At 39.1% G+C, this 21,004-nt stretch carries 13 protein-coding genes; 1 reads left to right on the forward strand and 12 read right to left on the reverse strand.

The genetic code is table 11. The features are described from left to right. Nucleotides 1–57: 57 nt before the first annotated feature. The 12 genes from R2800_07620 to R2800_07675 all read right to left on the reverse strand — a co-directional run bounded on the left by R2800_07620 (nucleotide 58) and on the right by R2800_07675 (nucleotide 18,991). Nucleotides 58–1,812, reverse strand: a complete 1,755-nt coding sequence (locus tag R2800_07620; protein MEZ5016905.1) for a T9SS type A sorting domain-containing protein — start codon at nucleotides 1,810–1,812, stop codon at nucleotides 58–60. A 233-nt stretch (nucleotides 1,813–2,045) separates the two neighbouring features. After that, nucleotides 2,046–5,342: a T9SS type A sorting domain-containing protein gene (locus tag R2800_07625; GenBank protein ID MEZ5016906.1), complete on the reverse strand. Its 3,297-nt coding sequence runs from the start codon at nucleotides 5,340–5,342 to the stop codon at nucleotides 2,046–2,048. Nucleotides 5,343–5,636: 294 nt separating this feature from the next. After that, the gene (locus R2800_07630) at nucleotides 5,637–8,930 is read right to left on the reverse strand and encodes a T9SS type A sorting domain-containing protein (protein ID MEZ5016907.1); all 3,294 of its coding nucleotides are present in this window, start codon (nucleotides 8,928–8,930) and stop codon (nucleotides 5,637–5,639) included. Nucleotides 8,931–9,193: 263 nt separating this feature from the next. Continuing rightward, nucleotides 9,194–10,837 carry a T9SS type A sorting domain-containing protein gene (locus tag R2800_07635; GenBank protein MEZ5016908.1) on the reverse strand — a complete coding sequence of 548 codons (1,644 nt, stop codon included), beginning with the start codon at nucleotides 10,835–10,837 and terminating at the stop codon, nucleotides 9,194–9,196. A 204-nt stretch (nucleotides 10,838–11,041) separates the two neighbouring features. Next, complete coding sequence (locus R2800_07640) at nucleotides 11,042–12,106, reverse strand: class I fructose-bisphosphate aldolase (GenBank protein MEZ5016909.1); 1,065 nt, start codon at nucleotides 12,104–12,106, stop codon at nucleotides 11,042–11,044. A gap of 89 nt (nucleotides 12,107–12,195) precedes the next feature. Beyond that, nucleotides 12,196–13,779: a hypothetical protein gene (locus tag R2800_07645; protein ID MEZ5016910.1), complete on the reverse strand. Its 1,584-nt coding sequence runs from the start codon at nucleotides 13,777–13,779 to the stop codon at nucleotides 12,196–12,198. 17 nt (nucleotides 13,780–13,796) lie between these two features. Next, nucleotides 13,797–15,170 (reverse strand): hypothetical protein, encoded by a 1,374-nt coding sequence (locus tag R2800_07650; GenBank protein MEZ5016911.1) that lies wholly within the window; start codon nucleotides 15,168–15,170, stop codon nucleotides 13,797–13,799. A 101-nt stretch (nucleotides 15,171–15,271) separates the two neighbouring features. After that, nucleotides 15,272–15,652, reverse strand: coding sequence for a VOC family protein (locus R2800_07655; GenBank protein ID MEZ5016912.1), 381 nt, complete (start codon nucleotides 15,650–15,652; stop codon nucleotides 15,272–15,274). Nucleotides 15,653–15,679: 27 nt separating this feature from the next. Beyond that, the gene (locus R2800_07660) at nucleotides 15,680–15,802 is read right to left on the reverse strand and encodes a hypothetical protein (protein MEZ5016913.1); all 123 of its coding nucleotides are present in this window, start codon (nucleotides 15,800–15,802) and stop codon (nucleotides 15,680–15,682) included. A 285-nt stretch (nucleotides 15,803–16,087) separates the two neighbouring features. Then, a complete protein-coding gene (locus R2800_07665; protein ID MEZ5016914.1) occupies nucleotides 16,088–17,638 on the reverse strand; it encodes a hypothetical protein in 1,551 nt (516 codons plus the stop codon). A 217-nt stretch (nucleotides 17,639–17,855) separates the two neighbouring features. Further along, nucleotides 17,856–18,635, reverse strand: coding sequence for a helical backbone metal receptor (locus R2800_07670; protein ID MEZ5016915.1), 780 nt, complete (start codon nucleotides 18,633–18,635; stop codon nucleotides 17,856–17,858). Next, nucleotides 18,635–18,991, reverse strand: coding sequence for a hypothetical protein (locus tag R2800_07675; protein ID MEZ5016916.1), 357 nt, complete (start codon nucleotides 18,989–18,991; stop codon nucleotides 18,635–18,637). The genes R2800_07670 and R2800_07675 overlap by 1 nt, the downstream gene beginning before the upstream one ends. A gap of 171 nt (nucleotides 18,992–19,162) precedes the next feature. Here R2800_07675 and R2800_07680 point away from each other — a divergent pair, with 171 nt between their 5' ends. Continuing rightward, entirely contained in the window at nucleotides 19,163–20,839 is a 1,677-nt protein-coding gene (locus tag R2800_07680) for a T9SS type A sorting domain-containing protein (protein ID MEZ5016917.1), read from the forward strand. Nucleotides 20,840–21,004: the final 165 nt, after the last annotated feature.

Here is a 21,004-nt window from a genome sequence, read left to right on the forward strand (position 1 = left end):
AAACGCCACCCAATAGGCGGCGTTTTAATCTCATATTAATGCGTAAATTAAACAACACTATTGCTTATTCACTTTTATCAGCTCGTTTCTTTGCTCATCATGATACTTTAATAGATACAAGCCAGATGGCAACTTAGACATATCAAACTGCAACTTAGCAGAGGTCACTTGATGTTGCATTAACACCTTACCTGCTACATCCAGCAACTGCACGTAAGCTTCAACACCGCGCACATCAGCTACTTCTATTTGCAATACATCTTTCACAGGGTTAGGATATACTGTTATCGAGGTTGCTTTACCATTCAAACCATTAACACTTAAAGGGAAAGTATCAAACTTTTTAGTAGACCAGTTTGAAATACTCTCTACGTCTCTATCTATACAGTGACAACGAACGTGTGCGTAGTATGGTGTACCACTATTTAAATATGGCGCAAAAACACTTGAGTTTTTTATTTTAGTACCTATAGCTGGCGGTGTAGCTGTGCTTGTTATTACATATTCATATTCATTGGCAGTAATAACAGGTTGCCAGCTTACAACACTACGTGAAGTATTAACATCTGTAATAGTTATCGTAGGTGCTACACATGGTCTTGGTACATAAAAAGAGTCTAACATCCATGCAGAGCTATCTTTACCTGCACATAAAGAACGTATGTGCACATAATAAGTAGTACCAGAGGTCAACCCTGTTCTATTTACAAAGTTGGATGTTGTACTTACTATGGTGCTACCTGAAGTTGGCGTGTTTTTACTATTGTCAATCACATATTCATAACTTAAGGCTGTAGCAATACTATTCCAACCAAAATTCACTGCAGAAGTTGTTACTGAAGTGACATTAATGCGCGGAGGCTCCGTACAAGGTGGCAATGTTGTAAAGTCTATAGACTCCCAAAAAGAAATAATATCAGTACTACAATGACGGCGAATATGTAACCAATACTGCGTTGAAGGGGTCAATCCATTCTCTACAATATTATTGTTAGTAGTAAATGCAGTAGGAGCAGATAAGTTAATACCTGCTTGCTGATCTATGTAGTACTCATAATTTTGTACACCAACTGGTGCTACCCAGGTAAATGTTGCTGAGGTAGAATTTAACGCGGCCACAGTAAGCGTGATCGGTTTATCACAAATAGGACCATTATCCCATTTATAACTCTGACCAGTAGCTGGTACACTTCTAATATTACTTACAAAACTGGTTTTGTTTATCGACGGAGAAGCAGAACTTGCTGTCAACATTTGATAATCATTAACAGCAATACCGGAGATACCAATTGTCGCTGAAGACAACGTACCTGACCCTGCTTCATTTTTATACAAGAATTCTATCTCATTACCCTGCCCTTCATATAACTTCAACTGAAAAGTAAACTTTACAGAGCTTGAGGAAAGTGGAGTCCAATCTCTCCACTCAAAAGTAAACACTCTGCTACCTGCCACACCCGTTGTTGTATATGTAGCTTGTGCACCTGTTCTACCTCCTGTAAGGTCATCAAAAAGCGGCATAAGAACAGGTGTTAGGTTATCCATGTTAGACTTGGTATTCGAATAAGTTGTAGAGGTAGTATTACCAAATGCTACCCACCCGTTAGAACATGCACTAACAGTAGTATACGGTATACCCGCATAATAAAAAGTAAAACCAATAGGGATTCCAGACTCTGTTCTATCATCTGCAAGAATATTGGCAGACGTACCACTTGCTAAGTAAGTAAGGGTTTGCGAAGAGGTGGCTGTAAATGGATAAGAAGCAACGTTGTTATACTGCGCCTTTGCCGGCGTTAACAATAAGCTCATTGCCAGAACAGCAATCGAGGACGAAAATTGTGCGACTATTTTTCTCATAGCGGGGACAATAAGGTTAAAACAATGACTATAAAGCCTTTACCTTACAAAAATACACCCACTTTTTATTCAAAAATCAACTCATGTATTAACTATAAAAGAATTAACCTCAATATAAACTAATAGCCACTCCTTTCGAAGTGGCTATTAACTTTTGGCAATATGCCTAATTATATTTTAATGTACTATTGCTTGTTTACTTTGATCAGCTCATTTCTTTGCTCATCATGGTATTTCAACAAGTACATTCCTGATGGTAATTCTGATACATTCAGCTCCATCTTAGCACCGGTCACCTCGCTACGCATTACCACTTTACCGGTAATATCTTGTAGCTCTACTACTGCTCCATTTCCTATCAAACCAGCTACTTCCAGTTGTAATACATCACTTACAGGGTTTGGATATACTGCTATACCTGTATTGTTCGATACATTACTTACTGATAATGGCCATGTTTGGAATGGTTTAGATACCCAGTTAGAATACTCATAGATATCATTACACTTAGTACGTGCGTGGATGTAGTAGTTAACACCTGGCGTTAAGTATGGTGCTAATACACTGGTAGTCTTTGTTTGAGTACCAAATGATGGCGCTACTGAAGACTTATTGATCACATACTCATAGTGCTCAGCTGTTTTAACTGGTTTCCATGAGATAACCACTCTATCTGTTGTTAATGAAGACAAAGTAATATCCGGCTCATGACAAGTGATCTTCGTTACGAATGAATCCAAGCCCCATGCTGAAGAGTCTTTTGCACCACAGATGTAACGCACGTGGATATAATGCTTCGTATCTTCTTGTAAACCACTTGGTATAGAGATCTGGTTAGTAACTGTTTGGGTAGCACCTGCTGAGCTAGTTGGCGTCTTAGGATCTGTATTTACGATCACTTGATAGCCAATTGGGTTCCATACAGGGTTCCACTCTATATCAACTGATATTGCTGTGATATTCTTGGTCTTGATACCATCTGGTGTTGCTACACAACGAATACCGATACGGCCATTCTCTACACCGGTGTAGTTACCTAAGCTATCAAACAATGGTGTTGCTTGAAGCGAGTTTGCTACTGTATCTGTATTGGCATTAGTATAGTTATAACCTTCCCATGCACCACCTGCGCTTGAGCGAGCGATAACGGCATTGGTCTCTGAAGACACATTACCTATCCATGGATCTTTATAAAATACTTTTGGCTTAGAAGAATATTTCAAGTCATTACCATCAATAGAAGTAAAGAAGAACATTCTGCCTACTCCATTATTAATTGGGTTAGCTTTTGTACCTGTGTACTGTCTGATAGTTACAGGATTTGAAGGAACTGAATTACCCCAAGCTATTTCTGCTACTTTATCTCCACCAAACATAAATGTTTGAACGCTGTTAGCTACTGGCATTGCCGGTGAAGCCACACAAGCAGGAGGAGTAGATGTTGGCGTGAACTCATAAGCACCTAGGTCAGGAACACCATCTTGTGGCATACGAGCACGTGGGTTACCCGCTACGTCCATAGTATCACCATCAATATGCTTACCACGACCGTTTACAGACCATGCATCAGGATTAGATGCTACAGGCATAAAATTACCATTATCAGCATCAGTATATCCAGGGTTGTGGAATAATGAATTCTCATCAGCACCAGATGTAGACTTCCAAGTCTCTATAGAGTTAGTACTCAAATAAGGAGAACTTCTGTAGAAGATAGAACCTCCAGGTGCGTGATACAAGTTGTAATCCATTTTACCATAGTTGGTGTTGTAGTTATACAACAACTGACCATTAGTACCGCTTCTAGAGAAGATATTATTATAGAACTTAGACGTATAAGAAGCTGAAGAATTATAAATATATGCTGTATAGTTAGTACTACCTGTTGCATTACTATGGAAAGTATTGTTATAGTAAGAACCGTTGTAGTTATAATAAGACCTAAGTGTATAGTTAGTGCTAGGAGTTTTAGAAGTAACAGAGTTATTCATAAACTTATCGCCACTCCAATAGTAAGCATAGATACCGTATAGCGTACCGCTGTTATTACTAAAATCAAACACGTTACCATCGTAAGAAGCACCTGAATAAGAAGTAGTGTTGTACATATACGCACCATAGTGAGTAGCACTATTCACACGAGAAGTCAACTTATTACCTTTGAATATAGCACCATTAGGATAGTAGAAGTAGTTGTAAGTAGTAGAGTTACCACCATATACATCGTAAGTATTGTTTGTGATAATTGTGTTACCATAATACAATACGTAGTTGTACATACCACCACTACCAGTTTTGTACAAATTCACAGTGTTATTATTGAACGTATCTGCCCAGTTTGCGCCATTATAACACATATAGTAGTTATAGATGTAGCTAGAGCCTGTAGTAGTGGTCTTATAGTTGAACGTATTATTAGAAGCTCTTGACTGATCGTTGTAATACAAAGGACCATAACCGTAGATATAACCACTTGTATTAGTAGCATTGATCACGTTGTTCTCATAAACAGCATATTTACTGTAGTAAGTATATATAGGATACGTACTACCAGAAGAGTTGGTTAGCGTTACCGAGTTATTGATAATTTTCGGTGTATTTGTTGCGTTATTAGAGTAGTAGTTAGCAAAATAAGTATGGATACCATACAAAGTACTTGTTGCACTAGCTGTAATCGCATTATTGATGATCTCAATATCATCATTACAATAGTAGTTGTACATAGTATAGAATGTACCAGAACCACTACGCTCTATAGTATTGTCATGTAGCTTTAAACCACTAGTGTAGTAAGAATATATACCGTAGTAACCAGAAGTGTTAGTAAAGCTATTGTCTTTAAACATAGTATTACCAGGACCTGTAGTAGTACTAGAACCTCTCCAGTAAACCCAAGTACCACCTTGCTTGAACTGGTTGTTTGAGAATACGTTGCTACTACCAGTAAAACCATTACTGTAAACAAGAGCAGTATTATTTGAAGACGAAGAAGACGTTCTACCATCTAACACACAGTTAACAACACTATCGTTAGACGACTGTCCTTGGAATTCGAACATGTGTTGATAGCTTGAGCTACTTGTTTGTAGTGTCAAATTCTTAACCGTAACAAAATTGGCATTATTGAAACGGAACACATAGTTAGCTGAAGAAGAGGTAGACGCTGATATTGTCACCTTTGTCTTGTCATTGCTCTGAGAAGTAAACGTTACTCTATTAGTAGCGCTTGCTCCAGTAATACTGTTGATCTGTCCTTGCCAGCTTGAGCCAGAGTAACTACCGTCCCTTACCATAAAGGTTACCGGACCAGAAACACCGCTCGAGTTAAGTGCGCTTATCGCCGCTGATAAAGTTGCGTAGTCAGGAGACGTGCCACCGATAGTGTACGTTCCGCTAAGTTGTGCAGATGCTGGCAATGCTCCTAACACAACTAGTGCTAATGCATACCCAAATGCTCTTTTGAAAATGTTGAAGTGCTTCATATTTACCTATTAATGTTTACTTGTTTAATTAACGCCATATTAATTTCAACCTTAAAAAAGTTAATAAAAACAGAAAGAATTTGAACCAAAAGCTCTAAAAAGCCCGTTTTTACGCTATTAAAGATAACTTAATACGAATTATGTTAAATTAAAATGACATTAAATTAAAATACGATTAACACTAAAAACAGCTAACTAATTGATAATAAAGCTTCAAAAAACACAAAAGGTCACCCATTAAGGATGACCTTTTACTTAACTTACTATATTATAAATAACAGACGTGCTTAGCGACTATTGCTTATTCACTTTCAACACATGACTTCTAGAGCCATCCTGATACTTCAATAAATAAACTCCTGAAGACAACTTAGACACATCCAAATCTAACCTTGAAGCATCCACATCTGCACGCAACAGCACTTTACCTGTTACATCTACTAACTCCAACACCGCATCAGCACCTACCACACCTTGCACCTCAAAACGAATAACATCAGTAGCAGGGTTAGGATAAGCTACAATGCCGCCTTCTTGCATAGCAGTTTGAGCTACTGCTAATGGCCAAGTTTGGAAAGGTTCTGTTGCCCAGTCAGAATATTCATATATATCATCACACTTGGCACGCACATGCACATAATAATTTTCTCCTGGCGTTAAGTAAGGCGCTAATACACTCACCGATTTTGTTTGTGTACCAAAAGATGGTGCTACAGAAGATTTATTGATCACATATTCATAATGCTCAGCAGTTTTCACTGGCAACCAAGACACCACTACTCTATCGGTATTCAAAGAAGACAATGTAATTGTGGGCTTATGACAAGTGATCTTAGTTACAAACGAATCCAAGCCCCACGCTGAAGTATCTTTTACACCACACACATAACGCACATGAACATAGTACTTAGTATCCTCTAACAAACCACTAGGTATAGAAACTTGGTTAGTTACCGTCTGAATAACCCCTGCGGTACTTGTAGGCGTTTTAGGACTGGTGCTCACCAACACTTGATACCCTAACGGATTCCAAACAGGATTCCATTCTATATCTGCTGATATTGCTTTAATATTTGTTGTCTTAATGCCATCAGGTATTGCCACACAACGAATACCGATACGACCATTCTCTACACCTGTATAGTTACCCAAGCTATCAAACAAAGGCGTTGCCTGTAACGTGTTCGCTATAGTATCTGTATTAGCATTATTATAGTTATACCCTTCCCATGCACCACCAGCACTTGAGCGCGCAATAACAGCGTTAGCTTCAGAGGACACATTACCTATCCAAGGATTTTTATAATACACCTTCGGCTTAGCTGTATATTTCAGATCTGTACCATCAATAGAGGTAAAGAAGAACATTCTACCTACACCATTATTTATAGGATTGGCTTTTGTACCAGTATATTGTCTGATAACAACAGGACTTGAAGGAACTGAATTACCCCAAGCTATCTCTGCTACCTTATCTCCACCAAATGTAAACTGTTGAACACTGTTTGCCACAGGCATAGCTGGCGTTGCAATACATACAGGAGGTGTAGATGTAGGTGTAAATTCATATGCACCTAGGTCGGGAACACCAGCAGATGGTATACGCGGACGAGGATTACCCGCTACATCCATTGTATCTCCATCAATATGCATACCTCTACCATTAACTGACCAAGCATCAGGATTAGACGCGCTAGGTCTTAAATTTCCATTTGCAGCATCTACATAACCCGGATTATAAAACAAAGAGTTCTTATCCATACCCGACAAAGACTTCCAACTCTCTATAGCATCCGTACTAATACTTGGAGACACTTGTTGATACACAGAACCACCGGGTGCGTAGTAAAGATTATAATCCATATCAGCATAAGCACCGTTATAGGTATATAACAAAGTACCATTAGTACCACTTCTAGAGAATATGTTATTGCGGAATTTAGAATCGTAAGAAGAAGAGCTATTGTAGATATAACCAGTATAGTTAGTACTACCCGTGGCATTACTATGGAAGGTATTGTTATAGAAAAATGCATTATACGCGTATTGTGAAATTAGCGTATAGTTAGAACCTGTAGTTTTTGTAAACACAGCGTTGTTCATAAACTTATCGCCACTTAAGTAGTTAGCGTAAATACCATAAAGCGTTCCGCTATTATTACTCAAGTCAAACACGTTACCATCATAAATACCACCACCATAAGAAGAGGTATTATAAACATAAGCACCATAGTGTGTAGCATTATCTACATGCGACTTCAATTTATTACCCTTAAATATTGCGCCATCTAAATAATAGAAGTAGTTGTAGGTAGTAGACGTACCACCTTCTATGTTATAAGTATTGTCTAATATTCTTGTATTACCATAATAGGCTATGTAGTTATATAAAGAGCCACTACCGTTATGCGTAATGTTTACTGTATTATTATTAAAGGTATCGGCCCAGTTAGCACCATTATAACACATGTAGTAGTTATAAGTATAACCCGTTGAGGTCATCTTATAATTGAATGTGTTATTAGAAGCTCTAGAATCATCATTATAATACAAAGGACCATAGCCATAAATATAACCTCCGCTATTGGTAGCATTAATGATATTACCCTCATAGGTTGCATACTTACTGTAATAAGTATATATAGGATAAGTACTACCTGAAGTATTTGTTAGCGTAATATTATTATTATGCACCTTTGGCGTGTTCGCCGCATTAGCAGAATAGTAGTTAGCAAAATAAGTATGGATACCATATAGCGTACTAGTACTGCTTGCAGTAATGGTATTGTTCATGATCTCGATATCATCATTACAATAGTAGTTATACATTGTATAGAACACACCAGTACCATTACGCTCCATCAAGTTATTGTGCAACTTCAAACCACTGGTGTAGTAAGAATAAACACCGTAGTAACCTGAAGTATTTGAGAACCTATTGTTGTAAAACACTGTATTACTAGGACCACTGGAAGTACTTGTGCCATACCAATACACCCACATACCCCCTTGCTTAAGATCATTGTTTGCAAAAACGTTATTACTACCCTCAAATTGATAAGCATAAACTAAGGCTGTAGCATTAGAAGAACTTGAAGAAGTTTGCCCTTCCAGCACACAGTTAACAACACTATCGTTTGAAGCTTGTCCTATATACTCCAACAAGTGCTGGTAGCTGGAACTGTTCGTTTGCAATGTCAAGTTCTTTACACGCACATAGTTGGCGTTATTAAAACTAAACACATAGTTTGCCGAAGAAGACACAGATGCTTTGATGATCACTTTTGTATTATCATTACTCTGAGAAGTAAACGTTACTGTATTCCCGGCACTAGCACCTGTAATACTATTTATTTGCCCTTGCCAGCCAGAGCCCGAATAATTACCATCTCTGATCATAAATGTAACTGGCCCTGAAACACCATTTGTATTCAAAGCACTTATCGCCGCCGAAAGATCTGAATAATCAGGTGACGTACCACCAATAGTATACGTACCATTAAGTTGCGCTACAGCAGGCAATACGCCCAGTAGCACCAACACAACTACATGCACTAATGCATTTTTTAAAAAGTAAATACGCTTCATTTTCTAATAAATATTATGTGAACAATTAATCTTATTTTAATTTCAAGCGCATTAATTAATGAATTATTAATAATGTAATTAAAATAAGATTAATAAATGTAGTATTTATTTCATTTATTAGAACAAATAAGGCATTAAATTTTATAAGATATTTTAGGGCACCAATAACCCTTGTTTGGAGCACAATCTTAAGCATCCATGAAAAAGAACTACACTACCCAAAACTGATAGTAGAGCATAGAAAGAAAGGACAATAAAAGCGCTTATTGCTTGATCAGCTTAACTACTTCAGCGCTGATGCCATCATTGTATTTAAGGAAATAGACGCCTGCATTAAGGTGCTTTAGGGAAATTTCTTTTTTACCCTGCACCATAGCACTATACACCTGCCTGCCTGATACATCTACTATAACTATGCGCCCTTCAGCCTTACTAAGTAGACTTACATCTACGGTAAGCTTATCAGTTACAGGGTTCGGATAAATATTCAACCTAGCCCCTTGTTCTATAGCCTTAATACCGAGCGGGAAAGTGATAAAAGGAATAGTTGTCCACTGGGAGCGGTATTGCGTATTTATATCCAGGCATATTGTTCTTGCATGAAAATAGTAGACCTCGCCATCATTGAGGTAAGGCAGATAGTAACTGGTATTATTCCAAGGCACACCATACAGAGGAGGTATAGCTGTACCCTTAGTTATCGCATATTCATACTTTAGGGCCGATTGCACATTATTCCAGCTGGCAACACCCTGACTTGTAGAGATATCCGTTATCTTGATAATAGGAGCCCTGCAATGGATAGGCGTATAAAAAGAGTCTAAAGACCAAGCAGAACTATCATTACCGCCACAAAGAGCACGTATATGGACATAATACCATGTACCTTCTGTTAAGCCTTTTACCGAATCCTGATTATTAGTTATTGTCTTTATGTCGGGGTGGTTACCTACAGGCGTCAGTCTGGTCCTGTCTACCAAGTACTGATAACCTATAGCATTATTGATAGTACCCCAAGTAATGTAGGCCTTATTAGAATCTACATACAAGGCATAGAACGCTCCGGGATTAGTACAAGAATCCAGCGTATTAAGTTTCAAAGTATCCCAAGACGACCAATTGCCTTGCTGGCATTTTCTACGTACTTGAAAATAATAGGAAGAGGAAGCCGTAAGATTATTGACAGTTGCATTTGTAGACGAAGTGGGTGTAATACCATTTGTTGGCGGAGCTGACGTAAGGGTCACTGCATACTCATATCCTAATGTAGAGGCTGGCGCTGCCCAACTTACGCTAGCACCTACAGAGTTTATATTTGTGACTGCCAAGTTACCTACCCCAAAGCAAGGCTGTGTTGCATTATAGAACATCTCTACACGCCCAATAGAACCTGAGCCACCGTTGGCCACACCAAAATAAGACGTTGCACTACTACTATTGATAGCTCCTGAATATTCGAGCCTATTCAACGTAACTGACTGCCCGCCTATAGAAGTGGTATAAGAACCATTACCTTCTGAGCAAGAAGTACCTGCAGTGCCAAAGATACCTATCACGTCTCCCGCATTCACCTGAATATTTACTGTTTGTGTTAGCCCACTTGTAGCATTAGCGATATAAGTCAAGTTGGTAAAACTGACAGAAGGAGAAGAAGAAGATATCGGGAACGTGCCATTCAACCTCATTACCTGTATAAACTGCTGTCCACTACCCGCACTGGCAGGCACACGCAAACCGGTAATAATAAAATTAGTAGGCGCTGTAAACCAAAAACCTCTAGTAGTAGTACTGTAGGTATTGTTATGCGTAGGTAGCACCATCAAAGAGTTTTGGGCAAAACATGGTCTTGCCCATATCGCCAGTAGCAATATGAAGCTGTACCTAATTAGTAGTTTCGCTTGGTTCATAGCCTATTAAAAAAAGTAAGGTATGGGTAAATCAATTATAGACTATTGCGGATAGTTAATAAACCTATGATAGGTATAGTTAACTAAGTAGTATACAACTTCAATAAATTTAAATAAAAATATTCAGATATTTAAACAAAGAAGATATAAGCAAAACAGGCTGCCGATATTCGGCAGCCTGCATCAAATATAGTATCTTGATTATTAAGCTATTGTAATAGCATCATCCAAATAAACATCTTGGATAGTGTTCAACAACTCAACACCTTGATTCATTGGTTTTTGGAAAGCCTTACGACCACTGATCAAGCCCATACCACCGGCACGCTTGTTCACAACTGCAGTCATTACCGCCTCTTGCATATCTGAAGAAGCAGAACCTTTAGATGCACCACCAGAGTTGATCAAACCAGAACGGCCCATGTAACAGTTAGCTACTTGGTAACGAGTAAGGTCGATCGGGTGATCTGTAGTTAGATCTTCGTACACTTTCTTATGCGTCTTACCTACTTTGATAGCGTTATAACCACCATTCAACTCAGGTAATTTTTGCTTAATGATATCTGCTTGGATAGTAACACCCAAGTGGTTAGCCTGTCCTGTAAGGTCAGCAGCAGTGTGGTAATCAACACCATCTACTTTGAAAGCGCTGTTACGTAGGTAGCACCACAATACTGTAGCCATACCCAAAGAGTGTGCATATTCAAATGCTTTAGCTACCTCAACTATCTGACGGTTGCTTTCCGGGCTACCAAAGTAGATAGTAGCACCTACTGCTGCAGCACCCATGTTCCAAGCATCTTTGATCGTACCAAACATGATCTGATCGAAGTTGTCAGGGTAAGAAAGGAACTCGTTATGATTGATCTTAACGATGAAAGGAATCTTGTGCGCATATTTACGAGCTACAGAACCTAACACACCGTAAGTAGACGCTACGGCATTACAACCACCTTCGATTGCTAGTTTTACAATATTCTCAGAATCGAAGTATATAGGATTTGGCGCAAAAGAAGCTCCACCACTGTGCTCAATACCTTGGTCTACCGGTAGTATAGATACATATCCAGTGTTACCCAAACGACCGTGACCCAACAAACGCTGAATGTTATTCAAGGTTTGGATGTTACGGTTAGAGTTGATCCAGATATCATCTACAGCAGTAGCAGATGGTAGGTGAAGCATTGACTTGTCAATAGTCTTACAAGTGTGATCTAAATAATACTCGGCCTTATCGCCTAATAAATCCTGTATGTTGTTAGCAGCCATAGTTGTCTTTAATGATTTACAAAATTTCGTGCAAAAGTAACAACTAAATAAGAAAAGAACTATATATACAGCAAATAATTGCTTAAACACTACAATTTAAAGACTTTAACCCCCTTAAAATCCCCCTCATACAGCTCTTCAAGGTGTGCCCCTTGCTCATCACAGAGCATAAAATTGCGCGAGGCAGCCTCTGTATTATAGAAATGCAGGTAATACTTGATGCCATATCTCCTCATTTCTTCCAGCAATTCCTCATAAGGAGTATCAGCATAAGGCATGTTATAATACTGCATCCCTGTATGGTATGCTATACGCGAGGCATTAGGGAAATACCCGTTCTCAAACACGGCATTGCAGGCAAAACTACCCTTCACCCCTCTTTCTTTCATTTGTTGCGCTAGCTCATAGTCTGCCTTACCATCATTGAGCATATCTTTCATATCCCATATAGGCCATATCAAATACCCTCCTACAAACAGTATGGTAACCAACAACCTTAATGCATAACGCCTGTCTAACAAAGGCATTAGTTGCTGTAGCATCAGTCCGCCAAAAAGCATGCTCAACGGCAGCATGAACCATAAATACCTTGGCTCGTAGTTTATAAGCAGAAAGCCTGACGGGTAAAGCAAAAATGCCATACCGGGAATGACGATCTTATTGGTAGAAAAAAAGTGGCGCACCTTACGTGAGGTAACAATACCTACCCCCACCATGAAAATGAAAACAAAAAACACATTCAGCTTGTTCATAGCCAAGGGCAATTTCAAGAGGTTGTACCCTAATTTTATTATTTGTAGCACAAACAATTTGAACGAGCTGAAGAACATAGGCGTTGCCCCGTTGGCAATGTACGGGTCTTCCCAATAGAACGGACTGGATGCAGAAACGGGAGGAATAAGATGTTTTATCCCATCAGCCCAATAAGGATGCCCTACTAAGTACCAACTCAAATTGAGCTTGCCTGCCGTACCTGTAGTAAGCATACCATACTTTTGATACAGCAGATACATCCAAGGGCTACTGAACAAAAGCATGCTAGCTATCATTACCCCTGTCATCTTTAACCACTTCACTCTATTGCGTTGCTTGTAGGCTTTTATGGCATACCATGTAGTGACGAACACACACAGAATAAAAAACGGAAAAGCATAGGCTTTAGCCATATAAGCCAGCGCGCCAAACGCACCTACCATTACCCATAAGTATGGCTTTCTTTTAATACCCTCACCACTCAATATCCTTACTACCACCAGCAGAAAAAATACTTGCCATAGGTCAGAAAAACTTTGCTTGAATACAGCATAAGCTAAAAACACGGCTAAGGCCGCCATCATATAGCCCTGTAGCTTGGGCATAAGGTAAAACTTAACAAAGTAGGACTGTGTGATGTAAAGAATACCTATACCTGCCATAGTATTGGTAATGATAGCTGCCATAAATATGGGCAAGCCTATCTTAGTAAGTATAGCTGTAAGCCAGCAACTAAAGGGACTCCAATAACCATTCACCGCCTGCCCCCAGTCGCCGTTCACATAATGTTTCACCACCGTAAGGTAGGCCACAGCATCAGGGTCAATGTAATACTGCAAGTAAGGGTATAATGCCAGCACTAGCATACAGAGCATGAGTGCGGCTATGTAAAACGGGTTGTATTTATATAGTATAGACAAACTGTAGGCAATTAAATTTAACTGCCCGTAATAATAACCTTATATTTTCGCCAGTGCAAGTAGTGTTTGAAACCAACCGTAGCACAGCCAATAACAATAAGCGAAATAGGCATAAAATATCTTGTATTAGCTATAGGCCCTGTAGTGATAGCAAAGTACCCCAATAGCAGCACTACCAATAGCTTAATGTATTTGTTTGTCTTCTTATGAAACAGATACAAAAACAAGCCGATCATCTTAAAGGCATTGAATAACAAGACAATAAAGGCAAGGAACACCGTTGGGTTTCGCTCCATATAATGCTCAAAACCATCAAAACCATCTGCCTTGATCGTGGCATAAAAACCTGCCCCTTGCACACCACTATACAAACCTCCTAGGGTAGCCCTATTGGTAAACATATCAAAGTCGCCCTTACCAGGATCTATAAACATGCGCAGACTTCGCTGTACGTGATAGGTCATATAAGGCCAGAAGTTTTCTTTGAGTAACTCCACACCTCTTTTATTCGCATATTTATACCTGTCTGCAAATGCCTCATGGCTATTCATCTTAGCACGCTCTTCTTCCAAAAACGCCTTAGCCTTAGGCAAGCCTTCTTTTTGGGCAAAGTAATAGTAGTAATACGATACAGCATTCAACGATTGGTTGCTGGAGAAATGAGCAGTACCTGTTCTACTATAATTCCAAAAACTATAGATAAACACCATGAATATGGGTAATATTCCTGCTATAAAAGGTTTCATCAAACCTCTATTCACATAACCAGCCATACCCAATAGCACGAATATATGTATGTAAGCAAAAGGATATAGTACAGGCTTAAGCATCATACCTACAATAAGCGCTGCACTCATCCACACACCTTGTCGCCACTCTTTGCGTCTTACCAATAATATAAAATGCCTGAAATACACCAAGACCACCGTTTGCAATAATATATCAGGAGCAATGGTATTTGTATGAATAAACTGTGCGGGGTTTATCATTACAAAAGCAATAAGCACCCAGTCATACATGCGGCTATACCCGATCTTTCTTATCGTGTCGCGCATGTAGTATATATTGAATATGGATACAAAATTCTGCAGCAACAGTATCACCCAGTTGTTCACAGAAAACACATAGACCAACGCCATCAGCATGGAGTACAATGGTGTACGCAATGTCATATACTCCTCTACCCTCGGCATGGCAGGACTACCAGCATAGAAATCAAAATGGTCGCGGATATTAAGCGCCATATAAACATACTCGTGCGAGTCGCCATTATATATCCGCTTGTAGTACAGTGCTATGATGAAGAATATAGTATGCACTACCAACAGGCCTGTAAAAAACCTGATATCAGCCCTTGTGATATTTCTAAACATGGAATGACGTAACGACATAAATCTTATAGGTAGCTATACTATTAAAGAACAAAGATATAAGAAGATAGGAAGCCTCCTAATGCAGGTATCACTACTCAGGTTAAGATTCTATTATCTTACTACTCCACAATATTAAAATGTGGGTTATCAATAATACCCAAAGCATTACCCCAAGGGTCTTTTACAGCAGCTAAGATAATACCCTCACCTACATCGGTTGGTTTTTCCAGTTCGGTAGCGCCATTGTTCAGCAAGTAAGCATACATCTCTTCCACATTATCTACAGCCCAATAGGTATATACATTAGCTGTACGCTCACCCATAGACTCTTCCCCTTCTGGATGTAAGCCCAGCTCGTATCCCCCGACATTGAAACCTACATAAAATGGTTCATCAAAATAAGGGGTGATACCAAAGGTTTCTGAGTACCATTTTTTAGCAGCATCCATATCTGGCACTTTATATACTGTAGTTCTTAAACCTCCGATTTTTGAAGACATGATTTGATATTTTCAAGTAGTTATTTATTAATCTAAAGTGCAAGAAGTCCAGTAACGATAGTATTCCCGTAGGCCATCACACTTATCTCTTGCGTCCTTCTTAGTCTTAGCATTAACCATGTAGCTTTTGCTTGGCGTTATTGGAGCCATACTGAATTCATTTACACAATAACAACTATAGTTTTTTGTACAAGAAGAAAATAGGACAACAGGAATCATAAACAGCAATATAGATAGATATTTCATAGCAGTAGTATTTCTATTAAAAATACTGATTTTATAATAGCACATCAATGTAGACTTTACAGCCTACTTCTACGCTTGGGAATACAACGTTCACTTTGCCATATCCAACATAACGATAGTAACTATTGGTTCTAATAAAAATATGCCTTCTGAAATTTCAGAAGGCATATTCAACTATTAATTAAATAATTATTCAGTTTCTATAAAATCTTCATGTACAACACCATCATCTGGACCATCTCCACCTGTTCCGCCACCAGTGCAGTCGCCTTCATTAACTATATAACATACTTGAAGATCTAGCAATGGATTCATTTCAAACGTCTCTAAACTACTCTGTACATAATTATATACAACTCTATTAGCAGGCACATTTTTATAAGCATATGCTTTATCCTCATCACAAAGGCCATAACCAAACTGATGAACTCTTATAAGGTCAAGCTTCCCCGGAGTTTCACCACGCCCCTCAGAACCTATGTATTGAAACCTGTTGGTTGCACTATTGTCGTTCATCGCAAAAGGACTAAATATATCCCTATCCAACCAGTACCTTGTCAGATAACGCGCCAACCGACCATCATCGGCATCTATAGCTGCAAATATTGGTGTATACATACCATTATCCCTAAGCATATAACCTAAAACATTGCTCTTGTTATAATTAGCATTTGGGTTGTGATATATTGAATGGAAACCCATCTCTATGCCTTCGTTTGGTAACCAGTATACATATCCCCACAAAGTATTAAAGCTTGAATTTAGCCCTATAGATGCCGCTATTGATGTTGCAGAGGCACTAGGAGGCACTGTAGTCTGCGGGAACGGGTTAGGCAGTGAAGTTCCAAATACTAAAACATTATTACCAGTTGCAGGAAGGTGTTGTATACCTGGCTTAAAGGCATTTTCATCAGCATATTCTGTGTTGATGTGGTAGGTATTAAAGTTGCCTTGCAATAAACCAATTTCGTTGATCTTAATAGCAAAGACACTATAATGGTCGCCAGAACCAGGAAACTCTATCTCATCATGTAATATATGTCTCCCCACTATTACATAGCCGCCTTCTACAGCTACTATGCTAGTAGGCAATACATCACTTGAAGTTTCACCGGGATTAGGAGGCGCATAAGAGAACAACACGTTCCACAAAGCATAAGAGCCGGGGTCACTTGAATGAAACCTAACGACCATGAGCTTATCGTGGCCATCGTCTTTCACTCTAGCGGTAACTATATATTCGTCAAAACTACCATTAGCTTTTATAACATTGATACCTTCTATATCAGTAAAGTTGGAACTACTAGGAAGAAAAAGTACCTCAGAAGATATTATAGCACCAGTACTATTCACACGAACAATGAAAAGACCAAAATTAGTAGCAGTACCCCACCTACCTACTATAACAAATCTATCATGACCAGCATCAGTAATAGAGTTTGCAAAAACATCTATGCCATTCTGAAATTGACTAATGGGAGACGTACAGATATGTGTACCATTAGGGTCTACTTCAGTAATGTAAATTGCCTTACCATTTGCATCAATAGTATTATAGATAGCTAAGCTGTTACCATTACCAGCATCAATGATACTTTGTGCGGCAAGCCTTCCTGTGCTAATAGGTTTGGGCTGTGGGAGAACGTAGTCCTTCGTGTACTGAACTTGTGCGTTTGCGCTAAAGGACAAGAGGATACATAGGCCCAATAGTTTTACTTGGTTTCGGATTTTAAATAACATGAGTTATCACATTTATGGTTAACAAATAAATCACAACGTAAGTTGGTATTAACCATACTCATCTTGATAACAAGTTGTTTTCATGGCATGGCTCTTCCCAAAAGACAGGGTAAATAAAGGGTGATACCCTCAAGTTAAATAATATATCTAAAAAACAATAATAAACATATCACTTAAACCAATTAAGAAAAGAAATGAACGAAAGAAGGAGTAAATACTAATTCAGTAAGTGTTGAAAATATGCTGTAGCTTTTTGTAATCTACTACCATACCAGCTAAACATCTCTCCATCTACCAAGAGCACTTCTGCATTGGGCAGCACGGCTTTTATTTCTGCTATATGCTCTTCTTTGAACGGAAAAGGCTCTGATGACAACAGTATCGTATCAGGGTTGTAAGCTTTCAATTCCTCCAAAGTCACTTCGGGATAGCGGTCTTTATCTGCCAATACGTTCTGCCAGCCTATAGTAGTTATCATATTGCTGATGAAGGTATCCTTGCCCACACTCATCCACGGGTTGCGCCAAATAAAGTAGGCTACTCGCTTAGGAGTTGTAGCCGCTTGCAATTGGGTGAAGTTATTAACGATATGGTCTACCAAATTATTGGCTATTTGCTGCCTATCTGTTATCTGCCCTACGGCTTGTATCATCTGCATAGCATGAGGTAGCGTGTTGATGTCACTGATCCATACAGGGAACTCTTTAGCCAGCTCCTCTATCTGCTCTTGTTCGTTCTCTTCCTTATTGGCAATGATAAGGTCGGGCTTTAAAGCTCTTATCTTATCAAGATGTAGTTTTTTAGTTCCTCCCACCCGCTCTTTATTTCTAAACCAGCTTTCAGGATGCACACAAAACTTGGTGATACCCACTACCTCTTCATCCAAGTTCAGGTCAAAAAGCAGTTCTGTTTGCGAAGGCACAACGCTTATTATTCTTTTGGGCGGAAAAGGGATATGCACTTCCCTACCCATCATATCTATAAACAGCCTTTCCATTAAGCGAACTTTTTGTAGTAGAACATTACAAAGAAAGTAAACAACACATCTATAGGGAAGAGTGTATCTATGTATAGTGCCAACGAATTATCATCTGCCCATACAAATCGCAACATCAGGTTTAAGGTAGTTAACCCCAAGTAGACAAATGCCGCCCAACGTTTAAGGTCGCAAACAAAAAGCCAGCTTATAGTATATAACAACATCCACAATGGTTGTATCCAACCCGCACTAGGAAAAGGCTCAGAACTAAAGGTATAGGTACTGAATGCCAACATAAGCACATGGAACACTAATACAAATGGGAATAGAACAGGCGGCTTCTGCCAAACTCTTTTGATAAACGACTGATTCATGAGTAGGCAAAGGTAGTATATAATGTAGAGGGTTTAATGATTTGCTTTTACACCTCTTTCATTAACCATAAATTAAAATAGAACCTACCTCCTAACCTTTTTTACTTAAAGCTCGTCTGTAACATTACAAAAACAGCTATATTTATACTAAACCTATATAAACCGAATATTATGTACAAAAAATTACGCTCTATTGGCCTACTCATAGGGTTATTAGCATTTAGCAATTTTTCCGAGGCTCAATATGCTTTCGATCAGTTGCCATTCCATTCTGGGAATGGATACCCTAGGGCTCAATCAATGGTAGTCATTGACACCTTCTTATACTTTACTGCGGCAGACGATACGCACGGTAGAGAACTATGGATAAGTGACGGCACCATGAGCGGCTCAAGGATGGTAAAGGATATATTTCCAGGTAAGGACTACTCTATGACGGGCAATGGCTCGCACTTCATTACAGCATATAACAACAAAGTATACTTTACTGCTAACGACGGAACAAGTGGTTTAGAGTTATGGGTAACAGATGGTACTACTAACGGCACACAATTATTGAAAGACATCTACCCGGGCGCTCTGTTTTCCAACCCGCAACACCTTACAGTATATAACGGCAAGCTATATTTCTCTGCCAATGATGGCACCAACGGCACGGAGCTATGGGTAACAGATGGCACTACTAACGGCACACAAATGCTAAAAGACTTGGAACCAGGCAGCAACGGCTCAGCCCCTTCACAATTCACAGTGTATAATGGTAAAATGTATTTCAGTGCTAAAGGTGGCATTTGGGAAACAGATGGTACGGTTAACGGAACACAACTAGCTACCATAACTACTACGGGTAGTATTTTTAGCGGCATCAATATAGTCGGGGTATTCAACAACAAGCTATACTTCGCTGCCAACCACAACCCTGTAGTACCCCCTAACGGCATGCACGGCTTGTGGGAAACAGACGGCACAGTTAATGGCACTAAGTACATAAAGGATATCAGCATCTATAATTTGCAGAAGGCTACCATATTCAACAACAAAATGTACTTCGCTGCAAGAGAAAATACTAACATACCAATAGGCTATGAGCTATTTGCTTCTGACGGAACTACTGCCGGTACGCAAATGGTCAAGGATATTAATACAGCTGGAGCTTCTCCCTCATCCTACCCTGACCAATTTACTGTAGTCGGCAATCAACTATACTTTGAGGCTAATGATGGGGTACATGGTGATGAGATATGGATGACGGATGGAACAACCAATGGCACTAAATTGGTAGCAGATATTATGTTTGACCCGCACAACCCTACCCGTGGCTCAAGACCTAAAAATCTTACCTCTTTCGACAATAAACTATTCTTCTCCGCACAAGACACTACTTTTAAAAATGACTTTTGGATATCAGACGGTACGGTTGCCGGCACTAAAAAACTAATAGCTTACGACCGTACTCTATTCTTCAGAGTAGACCACGATGATGTTCCGTTTTTCATCTGCAATAATAACTTATACTTTATAGGCTACCATAGCCCTAAAGGAGGAGACATGCTTTGGAAAATGACAGACACCAGCACCACTACAAATATTTCTACTACTAAGAAGGAATACCAAATAACCATAGCACCCAACCCTGCACACGATAAGGTATTGCTAACATTTGGCGAAAGCTACGAGCAAGCACAGGTATCTATAACCGACCTTACAGGCAAGGTGCTTTTAACCCAACAAATAGACGCAACAAAGAAACAAGTAGAACTAACACTACCTAGTGTATCTACAGGCATCTACCTGCTGAACCTACAGCATAAGAAAGGAGTGATAACACAACGACTACTGATAGAATAAGAACACTAATTACACAACAATGAAAAAGCCACTACCTTGATAAGTAGTGGCTTTTTCATATCGCTTCTAGCAATTCCTCTTGCACCCAAATAGATTAATCAAAAATTAAAATATCACTTACTCCCTAACTCTTTTTACTTAAAGCTAGTCTGTAATATTACAAAG

Source organism: Flavipsychrobacter sp. (assembly GCA_041392855.1).
Taxonomy (GTDB): Bacteria; Bacteroidota; Bacteroidia; order Chitinophagales; family Chitinophagaceae; genus UBA5543.